At 70.4% G+C, this 13,088-nt stretch carries 11 protein-coding genes; 4 read left to right on the top strand and 7 right to left on the bottom strand.

Annotated features, from left to right (window positions below):
* Positions 1-151 precede the first annotated feature (151 nt).
* Complete coding sequence (locus tag ABZ382_RS34950) at positions 152-1,921, top strand: serine/threonine-protein kinase (RefSeq protein WP_357098096.1); 1,770 nt, start codon at positions 152-154, stop codon at positions 1,919-1,921.
* Between the two features lie 57 nt (positions 1,922-1,978).
* Here ABZ382_RS34950 and ABZ382_RS34945 read toward each other — a convergent pair whose 3' ends face one another.
* The 4 genes from ABZ382_RS34945 to ABZ382_RS34930 form a co-directional block, all read right to left on the bottom strand.
* Positions 1,979-2,398, bottom strand: a complete 420-nt coding sequence (locus tag ABZ382_RS34945) for a hypothetical protein (RefSeq protein ID WP_357098093.1) — start codon at positions 2,396-2,398, stop codon at positions 1,979-1,981.
* 112 nt (positions 2,399-2,510) lie between these two features.
* Positions 2,511-3,044, bottom strand: a complete 534-nt coding sequence (locus tag ABZ382_RS34940; protein WP_357098091.1) for a DUF3145 domain-containing protein — start codon at positions 3,042-3,044, stop codon at positions 2,511-2,513.
* Positions 3,045-3,165: 121 nt separating this feature from the next.
* The gene (locus tag ABZ382_RS34935) at positions 3,166-3,978 is read right to left on the bottom strand and encodes a serine hydrolase domain-containing protein (protein WP_357098088.1); all 813 of its coding nucleotides are present in this window, start codon (positions 3,976-3,978) and stop codon (positions 3,166-3,168) included.
* A gap of 9 nt (positions 3,979-3,987) precedes the next feature.
* Positions 3,988-5,394 (bottom strand): amino acid permease, encoded by a 1,407-nt coding sequence (locus ABZ382_RS34930; RefSeq protein ID WP_357098085.1) that lies wholly within the window; start codon positions 5,392-5,394, stop codon positions 3,988-3,990.
* Positions 5,395-5,610: 216 nt separating this feature from the next.
* Between ABZ382_RS34930 and ABZ382_RS34925 the strand changes: the two genes are divergently transcribed.
* A complete protein-coding gene (locus ABZ382_RS34925) occupies positions 5,611-6,801 on the top strand; it encodes a serine hydrolase domain-containing protein (RefSeq protein WP_357098082.1) in 1,191 nt (396 codons plus the stop codon).
* 3 nt (positions 6,802-6,804) lie between these two features.
* Here the strand turns inward: ABZ382_RS34925 and ABZ382_RS34920 are convergent, their stop codons facing one another.
* Both ABZ382_RS34920 and ABZ382_RS34915 read right to left on the bottom strand, forming a co-directional pair.
* Positions 6,805-7,386 (bottom strand): DinB family protein, encoded by a 582-nt coding sequence (locus tag ABZ382_RS34920; protein WP_357098079.1) that lies wholly within the window; start codon positions 7,384-7,386, stop codon positions 6,805-6,807.
* 80 nt (positions 7,387-7,466) lie between these two features.
* Positions 7,467-8,531 carry a phosphotransferase family protein gene (locus ABZ382_RS34915; RefSeq protein WP_357098076.1) on the bottom strand — a complete coding sequence of 355 codons (1,065 nt, stop codon included), beginning with the start codon at positions 8,529-8,531 and terminating at the stop codon, positions 7,467-7,469.
* Between the two features lie 116 nt (positions 8,532-8,647).
* Between ABZ382_RS34915 and pabB the strand changes: the two genes are divergently transcribed.
* Positions 8,648-10,771 (top strand): aminodeoxychorismate synthase, encoded by a 2,124-nt coding sequence (gene pabB / locus ABZ382_RS34910; RefSeq protein WP_357098073.1) that lies wholly within the window; start codon positions 8,648-8,650, stop codon positions 10,769-10,771.
* A 14-nt stretch (positions 10,772-10,785) separates the two neighbouring features.
* On the opposite strand, the gene ABZ382_RS34905 is transcribed toward pabB, so the two are convergent.
* Entirely contained in the window at positions 10,786-11,280 is a 495-nt protein-coding gene (locus tag ABZ382_RS34905; RefSeq protein WP_357098070.1) for a hypothetical protein, read from the bottom strand.
* A gap of 109 nt (positions 11,281-11,389) precedes the next feature.
* Here ABZ382_RS34905 and ABZ382_RS34900 point away from each other — a divergent pair, with 109 nt between their 5' ends.
* On the top strand, positions 11,390-13,015 hold the full coding sequence (locus tag ABZ382_RS34900) for a TerD family protein (protein ID WP_357098067.1): 1,626 nt from the start codon (positions 11,390-11,392) through the stop codon (positions 13,013-13,015).
* Positions 13,016-13,088: the final 73 nt, after the last annotated feature.

Here is a 13,088-nt window from a genome sequence, read left to right as displayed (position 1 = left end):
GGTGGGGTGTCGTGGACGCCGCGGTGCCGGACACGCGACGCCATGGGCCGGCGGGCTATGCGAAGGCCGGGTGGCCAATCACGGGGCGGGGGCCGGTGGCCGGGCGTATGGTGGCCTGGCTGGCATTGGGGTGACTGGCGGAGGCGGCGGTATGCGGCTCGATCCGGGGGCGGAATTCTCGGGGTTCACGATCGAGCGGACGCTCGGTACGGGCGGCATGGGGGTCGTGTACCTGGCCCGCAATCCCCGGCTGAACCAGCTGGTCGCGCTGAAGGTGCTCAGTGAACTGATCGCCTCGGACACCCGTGGGCGGGCCCGTTTCGAACGGGAGGCGGCGCTCGCGGCCCGCCTGGACCACCCGAACATCGTGGCCATCTACGACCGCGCGGCCTCCGACGCCGACCTGCCGTGGATCAGCATGAAATACGTCGGCGGCGGCGATGTGGCGCAACGGATGACCGAGCGTGGCGGCCCCCTCTCCGACGACCACGCGGTCCACATCCTCACCGACGCCGCCCGCGCCCTGGATTACGCCCACCGCCACGGCATCCTGCACCGCGACGTGAAGCCCGGCAATATCCTCCTCGACCACGACCCAGCCCACCCCGGCACTGACCGACATCGCGCCGTCCTCACCGATTTCGGCATCGCCCGCGCCCTCGACGACACCCTCACCCTGACCGGCACCGCCGCGACCTTCGCCTACGCCGCCCCCGAACGCTTCCACGGCGCCACCGCCGACCACCGCGCCGACATCTACTCCCTCGGCTGCACCTTCTACGAACTCCTCACCGCCCGCCGGCCCTTCCCCCGCACCGACCAGGCGGCCGTCATCGCCGCCCACCTCAACGCACCCCCGCCCCGCCCCACCGACATCCGCCCCGAACTCCCTCCCGGCATCAACGACGTCATAGCCATCGCCCTCGCCAAGCACCCCACCGACCGCTACCCCACCTGCGCCGCCCTGGCCGAAGCCGCGACCCACGTCCTGGACCGGGCCCGCCGCCCCCACACCGGCAGCGGAAACCCCCGTACCGCACCAACTCTCGCCGCCCCACCCCATCCCGAACTCATCCACACGCTCCCCGCCACCTCGACCCCCACCAGCACCCCAACAGGTTCCGCCGATCCCGATGCCCTCACCGGCATCCCCGAATCGATCCGCGCCGCCCTCGACAGCCCCCACCCTGAGATCCGCCGCGGAGCGGTGCACGCGCTGAGCTCCCGCCTCACCTCCACCGACCAACCTCAAGCCGAATCAGCCCGAAAAGCCCTGCACCACATAGCACTCCACGACAACCCCGCTGTCGCCTCCTACGCCCGCGAGGTCCTGGGCGGAGCCTCGACGATGGACAGTCCGCGCCTACCAGGCCCCCGAGCACGCAACGCCCCGGACCTTGCTGCCGCCGATAGTTCCGGGCCGGCCGGCCGCACCGAACAAGGCACATCGCCTGCCGAAAACCGGAGCGGCATGCTCGCCGGTGCCACCACCGCGGTACTGGGCGCGTCTCGATTCGAATTCCGGTGGCCGAGTGGCCGATTCGCGATCACTTCGGCGGCTCTGTCGGTGTCGGGCTGCGTGCTGCTGAGTGCCGCCCTCGTGTTGTCCGCCATCATCCCGCCGATCCCGCGCACGGATTACCTCTGGCAGCTCGGCTCGGCGGCGGTCCTCGCTCTGGCCCCGGCCGCACTGTCGGCTCTGCATCCGCGTCGCCTCGCCATCCCGCTCACCATCGGTTGCGTGGCAGGCGAATCGGCGATCAGCATTCTGCTCATCACTCAGTCGGTATCGATCGGCGACAGCGCTGCCGAACACTGGATTCTCGCCCTGCCCGTGTTGTTCTCGGTGACGCTGCTCGCCCTGTTCGTGGTTGCTGTCGCCGAGTTGGTCCACACCCGCACCGACCGGCGATCCGCTTGATCCGGCCGCCCGGAAGCAGCGCACCCGCGTAACTGTGCGCGAATCCGTTGGCCGGGTTCAGGACTGGAGGCGGACCTTGTCGGCGGATTCGTTCTGGCTGGCGCATTCCTGGTACGGGTTGGGGGTGCCGGCGCGTTCGCCGCAGACCCAGCGGATGGTGGCGACGGTGACGGCGATGTCGCCGGTGGATTGTTTGGCGCGTTGGTCGGCGTAGGCGCCCGCCACGGAGAGGGCGGTGGCGCAGAAGTCGTTGCCCTTGGCGGTGGAGGCGACGACGGCGAGTCCCCAGGGGCCGGTGCCGCAGTGGACGGCGTCGTGGCCGGCGGCCGGGAAGGCGGCGGCGGAGGGGGCGGGTTTGGCGGGGCTGCCGGTGGCGTCCGAAGAACTGTTGCTGGTGGCGTCGTTGCAGGCGGTCAGGGTGAGGGCCGTGGTGATGACGGCCAGTGCCGTGCCCGCGATCTGCGCTGTGGTCCGCACGAATCCTCCTCGTCGGCTGCCCCTCCCCTGGGCATTCTGCCCGTTTCGGGGCGTTTGCGACGGCAGGCTCGCATGGTTCGGCGGTCCGCGCGGTGTGTCCGGTGGTGTGGGTCTAGCCGACGTCGCGGCGCAGCCAGGTGACGTCCGCGCCATCGCCGCCGAGGCGGTAGGGCTCGAGGATGTCGTCCCAGGCGGTGCCGAGGGCGCGATCAATTTCGGCGGCGATCTCGGCGGCGGTGCCACGGCCGTGGGCGCGGGCCTCGGCGACGATGGCGCGTAGCCGCATCTCGCCGACCATGACGTCGCCGCTGGCGCCGGTGGCGCCGCTCCACATGCCGAGGCCGGGGACGAAGCTGAAGCGTTCGCCGTCGACGCCCTCACTGGGTTCCTCGGTGACTTCGAAATGCAGCACGGGCCAATCTCGCAATGCTCTGGCTAATCTCCCCCCGGTACCGACTGGCCCGTACCAATCGGTGGTGGCGCGCAGCTGCCCGGGATCGGCGGGCTGGACGGTCCAGCGGAGTTTGGCGGGGGCCTTGAGGGTCGAGGTGAGTGCCCATTCGATATGCGGGCACAGCGCGGCCGGCGACGAATGGACATAGACAACCCCAGACGTCGCCTCCGCGAACTGACTAGACGCACGCACCACTGACACCTCCGGCTCGACGAGGTACGTCTTCCCCAACGCCCCTGGTCCGAGCTCGGCGTGGCCCGAGTTTACTGGAGTGCCCGATGTTGCGTGTGTTACTCCGCGACCGTGTCGCCGTCTACGCAAACTCCGCGATCACGGCATCACTGAGGGTCGGCCACACGGCCCGGGCCCAGTCCCCGAAATTCTCGTCCGCGAGCGCGAGACACGCCATGCCGACGTTCGGATCCACCCAGAGGAACGTTCCGGATTGCCCGAAGTGCCCGAAAGTGCGCGGCGAGTTCGCGCCCCCGGTCCAGTGCGGAGCCTTGTGATCGCGGATCTCGAATCCCAGCCCCCAGTCGTTGGGCCGTTGCGAGCCATAGCCGGGCAGGACGCCATTGCGTCCCGGGAATTGCACTTCGCTTGCCTCGGAAACCAATTCGGCACTCAGAATTTCCGGTGCCAGCAATTCTTCAGCGAAGCGCAGCAGATCTGCGACCGACGAGCGGCCGGCATGCCCGGCGGGACCGGTCAATACCGAGGACGTCATACCGAGCGGTTCGAACACCGCCTCGTGCAGATATCGGTCGAACGCGATACCGGTCTGCGCCGCAACGAAATCCGCGAGCACCTCGAATCCGGCACTGGAGTAGATCCGCTTCGCGCCCGGCGCGGCCAGCACCGCGTCGGTGTCGAAGGCCAGCCCGGAGGTGTGGGCGAGCAGGTGCCGCACGGTGGATCCGGGCGGCCCGGCGGGCTGGTCGAGCTCGATCGCCCCCTCCTCCACCGCCACCAGGACCGCGTACGCCACAAGCGGTTTGGTCACCGAGGCGAGCGGAAACACCCGCGCGGTATCCCCCTCGGTGTCGACCACACCCTTGCCCCGGACGACGACACCCGCCGCCGCGTTCCGGACCGGCCACTGTCGAATCTGCTCGAGCGATCGCATACGTCGAGCCTAGGCGGCCCGGTTCAGCGCCGATCGCCGCCTGCCGTACCCGAAGTACACCAGCAGCCCGACCCCCGACCACACGGTGAACGCCAGCCAGGTCACCCCGGGCAGATGGACGAGCAGCCAGACGCACATGACCACGCCGATCACCGGCACCACCGGCACCAGCGTCCGGAAGGAGCGCGGCAGGTCGGGCTTGGTGCGTCGCAGCACCAGCACGCCGATGTTCACCAGCCCGAAGGACACCAGCGTGCCGATATTGGTGGCGTTCACCAGTTCTCCCAGCGGCACCAGCGCCGACAGCACCGCCACCACGCCGCCCACGATGAGCGTGTTGATCGTCGGCACCCGCTTCTGCCCAACCCGCGACAGCACGCTCGGCATGAGCCCGTCGCGGGACATGGCGACCAGGATGCGGGTCTGCCCGTAGAGCACGGTCAGCACCACCGAGGCGATGGCGATGACCGCGCCGGCCGCGAGGATGGTGGCGGGCCAGCCGCGCCCGGTGACCTGGTCGAGCACGGTGGCCAGGGAGGCGCCGGAGCTGCTCACGTCGTCCACCCCGACCGCGCCGACGGCGGTCAGCGCCACCAGCACGTACATCAGCGTCACGATGCCGAGCGAGATGATGATGGCGCGCGGCAGATCCCGCTGCGGGTTCTTTGCCTCCTCGCCCGCGGTCGAGGCGGCGTCGAAGCCGATGAAGGAGAAGAACACCATCGACGCGGCCGCCCCGATCCCGGAGATGCCCTCCGGCGCGAAGGGGTGCAGGTTCGAGGAGTTGAACGCGGTGACCGCGACGGCCACGAAGAACACCAGCACCGCGATCTTGATGACGGTGGTGACGGTGGTGACCCGCGCGCTCTCGCGGATGCCGCCCAGCAGCACCACGGTGGCCAGCAGTACGACGACGGCGGCGGGCAGGTTGATCACCCCGCCCTCGCCCGGCGGCTGCGCGAGCAGATCGGGGATGCGCCAGCCGATGGTGGAGCCGAGGAATTCGTTGAGGTACGCGCCCCACCCGACCGCGACGGCCGCCACCGAGACGCCGTACTCGAGCAGCAGGCACCACCCGCACACCCAGGCCACGATCTCGCCCAGCGTCGCATAGGTATACGAGTAGGCCGACCCGGATACCGGCACGGCGCCGGCGAGTTCGGCATAGGACAGCGCCGAGAACAGGGCGGCCAGCGCGGCGATGACGAACGAGACGACGACGGCGGGCCCGGCCAGCGGCGCGGCCTCGCCGAGGATGACGAAGATGCCGGTGCCCAGCGTCGCGCCGACCGACAGGGCGATCAGCGCGGTCAGGCCCATGCTGCGCCGCAGTGCGGTGTGCTCGCCGTCGGAGGTGAGTTGTTCCACCGGCTTGGTGCGCAGCAATGATGCGGTAATCCGCGGGATTCCGGGCATGTCCGGCCACGATACCGGCACGTATCGGCAGAAATATCGCGCGGTCACCGTGTCCAGCAAGGTCTTCGGCCACGCCCAGCTATGCGCTGGCGTCGCGGAGTGTGCGCTGCGTCGCCCGGCTGGCAACCGGCGCATCGCCGGACCGAGCGCCGCGCGTCGCCCGCTCGAGCGCTCACCCTGGCGCTGTCGCCGAACCCGGTTACGATCGACCCCATCATGAGTGAGCAGGTCACGGTCCACGGCGAGGTGGACGCGGGTTTCGGTCCGGTCGCCGACGCGTTCCGCCGCAATTTCTCCCGGCACGGCGAGATCGGTGCGGCGGTCGCCGTCTTCGACGGGGATCGGCCGGTAGTGGATCTGTGGGCGGGCTATCGCGATCGCAAGCGCACGATGGCGTGGGAGCGCGACACCATGGCCCCGGTGTGGTCCTCGACCAAGGGCATGACCGCGTTCGCGATCGCGTCGGCGGTCTCGAAGGGCTTGCTCGACTACGAGGATCCGGTGGCGCTGCACTGGCCCGAGTTCGCCACGCACGGCAAGGAATCGATCACCGTGCGCCAGCTGCTCGACCATCAGGGTGGCCTGGCGGCGCTGGATCGCCCGTTCCGGCTCACGGACATGGCGGATCTGGACGGCATGGCGGTGGTGCTGGCCGAGCAGAAACCGTTGTGGCGGCCGGGAACCCGGCACGGCTATCACCCGATCACCGCCGGCCTGTACCAGGGTGAGCTGCTGCGACGGGTGGATCCCGCGCACCGGACGCTGGGCCGCATCTTCGCCGAGGACATCGCCGCCCCGGTGGGCGCGGAGTTCTATATCGGCCTGCCGGAGGAGATCTCGCTCGATCGGGTGGCGACCCTGTCGGCGACCGAGGGCCTGGACATCCTGCGCTACGAGCGGGATCTCCCGGTGCGCATCGGAATCCAGCTCTACAGCAAGCGCGGCCTGTCCTTCCGCGCCTTGAACAGCCCGCAGGTCGGCGCGCCCGCCCGAGCCGCGCGACGCGAGTTCCTGTCGGTGGAGAGCCCGGCGGCCGGTGGCGTCGGCACGGCGCGCGCCCTGGCCCGGGTCTACGGCGCGGCGGCCGGGCAGACCGGTGAACTGCCCATCGACCGGGCCCTGCTGGACCGCCTGGCCACCGCCGACACCGCCGACGACGTCCCGGCCGAGGACCTGGTGCTGCTCACCCCGAGCCGCTATCACCTGGGTTTCCGCAAGTCTCGCGGCGGTTTCCGGTTCGGCTCCGACAAACGCGCGTACGGCACCACCGGCTACGGCGGCTCGTTCGGTTTCGCCGATCCGGCAACGGGTCTCGGCTTCGGTTACGTGATGAACCGGCTGGGCATGGCGGTGCTCGACGACGTCCGTTCCCGCAATCTGCGCGACGCCCTGCTGCGCTGCCGCTGATCCTCAGCCGCGTTCGACGTCGTGCGCGTGATGCACGAGGTCGTGCAGGAAGTACCGCGCCATGGAGTCGATGGTGAACGCCGAACCGTTGCTGCGCAATGCGGCCAGGTCACGTTCCTCGTCCGGCACGCCCGCGAAGGCGTTGGCGACCACGTCGACCGCGGTCGCGAGTTCGGCTGCCACGGTGTTGGTCTCGGCCGCGCCGTAGTTCTCGGCGAGCGCGGTGGCGTCCTGATCCCAGTTGGCGAACATGGGAATCCCGTTGTCCCCCACGGTGACCGCGGTGTCGTAGGCGGCGATCACCGGCCCGGGCCGGGGCCCGCCGGTGCGCGCGATGTCGAGCCGATGGGCGAAGATGCGGCACACGTCGCGCACGTGGGCCGCGTATTCGAGTGCGGACCAGGTGGAGTCGTCGGGCCGCACCCGCGCGTCGGGCCGTTCCAGCGCGGTCAGCAACCGGGTGACACTGTCGCGGGCCGACCCCGGCACCGCCGCGAAGGCGATGGCGTCGGGGTCGAACCCGCAGTCGGCGCAGGTGCGTTCGAGCACCCAGGTCCAGTCTTTGGCGTCGGGAACGATCGGCATGACCCCCAACTTACGGTGGCATTTGTTTGTCGGCCACCAATATTCAGCCAGCCGTCGTCGAGATGGCGACAGGTGTGCCGTCACTCCATCAGCTGGTGCGCCTTGTCGAACAGTTCGAGGGTGATGGCGTGCAGGAAGTCGCCGACCTGCTTGGGCGCCTTGCCCGCGAAGGCGCGCGCGTGGGTGCCCTCGAGGACGATGCCGAGCTTGAAGCAGGCCAGCACGGTGTACCAGGTGACGTGGCTCAGATCGCGATCGGAGAACCGCCCGTAGTGGGCGATCATCTCCCCGGCGGTGGGCAGGCCGCCGACCGCGCCCAGGGTGCCGATCAGGGCCGCGCCGGTGGTGCCGGGCTCGGGGCGGGTGGCGATCTGCCAGCCGAGGTCGAGCAGCGGATCGCCGATGGTCGACATCTCCCAGTCGACCATGGCCACCACGTCGGGGCCGTCGAAGGAGAACATCATGTTGGCGAGGTGACAGTCGCCGTGCAGGATGCCCGCCTTGGGCTGGACCGGCCGGTTGCGGTCGAGCCAGTCGCCGACCTGCTCGACGCCGGGAATCTCGGGGCCGGGGTAGCCCTCGTTGACGCTGTAGGAGTCGAGTTCCTTGAGCCAGCGCGGCACCTGGCGTTCCAGGAAGCCCTCGGGCTTGCCGTAATCGGCCAGGCCGAGCGCTTCGTGGTCGAGGGAGCCGAGCCGGGCGATGGCCTCGACCGCGGACAGACCCATCCGCCGCCGCACCTCGGGATCGCCGGCGTGCAGTTCGGGCAGTTCGTTCTGCGGGTTGAAGCCGGTGATGGGTTCCATCAGGTAGAACGACGCGCCGAGCACGGATTCGTCGGGGCAGGCGGCGATCACCTTGGGGGCGCGGATCTCGGTGTCCCCGAGGGCGCCGAGGATGCGGGATTCGCGCTGGATGACGGTGTTGCTGGCGGTGCGCAGATGCTTGGGCCCACGCCGCAGCACGTAGTCGCGGCCCCCGCGCCGGAAGCGCAGCATGATGTTCTGGGTGCCGCCGCCGAGCGGCTTCACCTCCTCGAACTCGCCGCCGGGCAAGCCCTGCTCCTCCATCCACTTTCCGACGATGGCGAAATCGACGACGTCACGATCCACTTCGGACGGCTGCGCAACAGACATGCCGACCATTGTGCCGTAGTCGCCCGGACAAACTGAAGGCGTGTGCCAGCAGTAGTGGCGGTCGACTCGTTCACGCAGGTCGGAGCACGGTGTTTCGACACGGCAGGCGTAATGTGCTGGGTCAAATGCGCACGCTGTTGATCGATAACTACGACTCGTTCACCTACAACCTGTATCAGCTGATCAGCCGGGTGAACGGGGGCGAACCCGTGGTCGTGCGCAATGACGAGGTGCGGTCGATCGACGAGCTCGGGCTCGAACGATTCGACAACATCGTCATCTCCCCCGGTCCGGGCAGGCCGGATGTCCCCCGCGATTTCGGCATCTCGGCGGCACTCATCGCCGAGTCCGAGCTCCCTTTGCTGGGCGTATGCCTGGGCCATCAGGGCATCGTGATCGCGGCGGGCGGTGAGGTGGTCACCGCGCCGCAGGCACGGCACGGGTATCCGGATCTGATCAGCCATGACCGGCGCGGGCTGTTCGCCGATGTGCCGCAGGGGTTCTCGGCAGTGCGCTATCACTCGTTGTGTGCCGCGCAGCCGGTCCCGGCGGCCCTGGAGGTCACGGCCACCGCCCCCGATGGCGTCATCATGGGCGTGCGCCACCGCACCCGCCCGCAGTGGGGCGTGCAGTTCCATCCGGAGTCCGTCTCCAGCGAGCGGGGTGAACAGCTGCTGCGCAATTTCGCCACGCTGACCGCCGAATACCATCGGGGACAGGGCGTCTCCCTGCCGTCCGAGCGAACGCCCCTGGCGCACAGTGCGATCGAGGCCGAGCCCGCGCGCCCGGTCGACGCATCCGTTCACTACCTCGTCGAGCGGACCGTCGTGGAGCGCGCGGTCGACGCCGAGGCCGTCTTCGACGCCCTCTACGCCGATTCCCGCCATGCCTTCTGGCTCGACAGCGAACACGTGGAGCCGGGCCTGGACCGCTTCTCGTTCCTGGGTGACGCGTCGGGCCCGCTGGCCGAGGTGGTCGGCTACCGGGTGGGCAGCGGCCACGTGGACGTCGAGTCCGCGGCCGGGAGACGCACGGTCCCGGGCAGCGTGCTCGACTACCTGTCGACCGAGCTGCGCCGCCGCCGGATCGACTTCCCGGACGTGCCTTTCGATTTCGCGGGCGGCTACGTCGGCTACCTCGGGTACGAGATGAAGGCCGACTGTGGGGCCGCCGCGCCGCACCGCTCCCCCACCCCCGACGCCCAGTGGATCTTCGCCGACCGCCTGATCGTGGTGGACCACGAAGCGGGCCGCACCCACCTGCTGGCCCTCGCCGAACCCGAGAACACCGCCGCCGCCCGGGACTGGCTCGCCGCCACCCGCGCCGTCGTGGAAACCCTTCCGACATGGGAGAATCCGCCGCTGCTGGAGCTGCGCGCCGAGGAGGCGACGGTCGCGCCGCTGCTGACCCGGGGCCGCGCCCGCTATCTGGCCGATGTCGCCGCCTGCCAGGAGCAGTTGCACGCGGGCGAGTCGTACGAAATCTGCATCACCGACAGCGCGTATCCGCCGGGCGAAGCCGACGGCCTGACCGTGTATCGCACACTGCGCCGCTGCAATCCGGCCCCGTACGCGGCCTTCCTGCGCTTCGCGGACCTGGAGGTCGCCTGCTCCTCCCCCGAGCGCTTCCTCAAGGTGGACCGGTGCCGGACCGTGGAGAGCAAGCCGATCAAGGGCACCGCGAAGCGCGGCCACACACCCGCCGAGGACGCGGAGATCGCCGCGGACCTGGCCCGCGACCCGAAGACCCGCGCCGAGAACCTGATGATCGTGGACCTGCTCCGCAATGACCTGGGCCGGGTCTGCGAAGTCGATTCGGTGCACGTGCCCGAGCTGATGGCCGTCGAGACGTACACGACGCTGCACCAACTGGTCTCGACCGTCCGCGGCAGGCTGCGCCCCGAGCTGGATGTCGTCGATTGCCTGCGCGCCTGTTTTCCGGGCGGCTCCATGACCGGCGCGCCGAAGCTGCGCACCCTGGAGATCATCGACGCCCTCGAAACCGAGGCCCGCGGCGTCTATTCGGGCACGATCGGCTTCCTGGGCCTGGGCGGCACGGCCGATCTGAACATCGTCATCCGCAGCGCGGTCCGCTACGACGGCCGGTGGCGGATCGGCGCGGGCGGCGCGGTGGTGCTGGATTCCGATCCCGAGGGCGAGTACCACGAGATGGTGTGGAAGGCCGCGGCCGCGCTGCGCGCCCTGCCCGGCCTGGGCGTCCCGCCGCGCGCTCCGCTCCCCCTGTCCTGACCGCCGCGGTCACCTCACTTGCGGCGGCGGGACTTGTCCTGCGGCGGTTCGGGTTCCGGATTGTCGCGGCCGCCGGTGAGGCGACCCAACAGGGAGACGCCGGGCAGCTTGTCGAGTCGCTCGATGATGTCCTCGCCGAGCGCCGTGACCGACTCCAGCCGGGTCAGGACGCGGTCGTAGGCGATGAAGGCCGGTTCGGCCAGGGCGAGGGTGCGGTCGAGCCGGTCGATGGTCGAGTTGAGGCGTTCGACCGCGGTGGTGAGGCTCTGGATGAGGTCGGGCAGCTGCGCCGCGAGCTGGATGGAGGCGGGCGGCAGCCGGACCGCGGTGTCGAACGCGGTCGAGGCGGTGACCTGCGCCGAGTCCAGGGCCAGCCCGGCGGCGTTCTGGGCGGCCTCGACGGCGGCCTGCGCGGCGGCCAGGATGTCGCCGGCCGTCGGCACCCGCGAGCCGGCGCCCTTGCCGCGCGGGGCGGGGTTCTGCTGGTCGCTCCCCTTGGGGTTGGTCATCCCTCTACTGTGCCGCACGATTTCCGGATCGGCCGTAAGGGCGGGCGTGCGGTTTCCCCGGTGGCCGGTGGCCGTTTTTGTCGGTGACTCATGGCATAGTGCCACCACGATGAAACTGACCAAGGGTGAGCGAACGACGGTTCCGACATCGCTTCTGACGGTTGTGCTTTCGTGGCGGTCGTCGCATGCGGTGCGGGCGCAGGCCGTCCTGGTGGCGGAGCACGGCCGGGCCCGGTCCGACCGCGATTTCGTCTGGTTCGACGCGCCCCGCCACGTCTCGCAGGCGGTGACACTGGATCGCGAGCCCGCGGCGGGGACCGCCCGGCTGTCGGTGTCGCTCCCGCGAACCGGGCCGGAGGTGGCCGGGATCGTGATCATCGGCGCGGTCGCGGACGCCGAGGATGCCGGCCGGGGTTTCGCCGGGGTCGAAGGGCTGCGGCTCACCGTGTTCGACCACGACAGTCCGGCGGTCTCCTACGAGGTGGACGCGCCGCAGCCGGCGGCGGCTTTGGTGCTGGGCGAGTTCACGCGCGCCGACGGCACGTGGGAGTTCCACGCGCTGGCCGACCCCGGAGTCAGCCTGGCCGGGCTGGTGCGCGAGTTCGGCATCCGGATCGATCCCGCGCGTGGCGTCGAGGCCGCACCGCGGCGCACCCCGCCGCCCTCGGATCCCGAACGGGCGGACTGGCATCCGGACCCGCGCGATCCGGCCCGCCTGCGCTGGTGGGACGGCGGCACCTGGACCGCCTCGACCCGCCCGGTCCCGGTGCGGGACGCCCGCCACTGCCCACGCTGCGGCGCACCCCGCCGGGGCCTGCTGAGCGCGGCCGCGGGACTGTTCGGAGCGACCCCGCTGTGCCGTGAATGCGGCACGGAGACAGCCGAATACCTGCGCGACTGGCGGCCCCGGGCCGAACGGGTCCTGCGCGCCGGCGGCGACTGGGAGTCGATGTGGTCGGATCTGCGGTTCCAGCGCATCGACCGGGCCGCGGCCCTGGACCTGTTGCGCCCGGCCGCCTCCGAGCATCTGGAACGCGTGGTCGCCTTCGCCCTCGCCGACGGCGTGGTCGAGCAGTCCACCCTCGACGACTTCGACGACACCGCCGCCGAACTGTCCCTGTCCGGCCCGCTGGTGGAGGATCTGCGCCGCCGCCTGCACCGCGCCCGCCTGCTCACCCGGCTGCGCTCCGGGGAACTCCCGCACCAGCCCGCCACCGGCCTGCACCTGGACCCCGACGAGCGCGTCCACCTGAACCTGCCCGCCGTCCACGTCCGCCAGCTGGCCCGCGGCCCCAAACGCACCGAGGGCCGCCTGATCGTCAGCAACCGCAAACTCCGTTTCACCGGCCCCGACACCGGCATCGAGATGCCCTGGGCCCGAGTGGTTTCGGTGACCCCCGCCGCCGGGCGGATCGAGATCTCGGCCACCTCGGCGCGCGGCGGCGCGATTCTCGAGCTCGCCGATCCGGACTACGCGGCCGCCGCCATGGAGGGCGCGCTCCGAGTGGCCAAACGCCTGGCCCTCACCCCCGGTCGCCGCGACACCCGTTCGGTTCCACCGGATGTCAAGGCCGTGGTGTGGCAGCGCGACGGCGGCAAGTGCGTCGAGTGCGGCGACACCCATTACCTGGAATTCGACCACATCATCCCGATCAGCCGCGGTGGTGCGACCAGCCCCGCCAACCTGCAGATCCTGTGCCGCGCCTGCAATCGCACCAAGGGCGCGCACATCTGAGCCCGGCACCCAAGCGCACCACCCCGCGACAGCGCACCGAATGTGGGTAATCGTGTTGAGCACCATCCCTTGT

Source organism: Nocardia sp. NPDC005825, from assembly GCF_040630175.1.
Taxonomy (GTDB): Bacteria; Actinomycetota; Actinomycetes; order Mycobacteriales; family Mycobacteriaceae; genus Nocardia.
The sequence above is the reverse complement of the archived record's forward strand: the minus strand, read 5'-3'. Positions and strand labels throughout refer to the sequence as shown.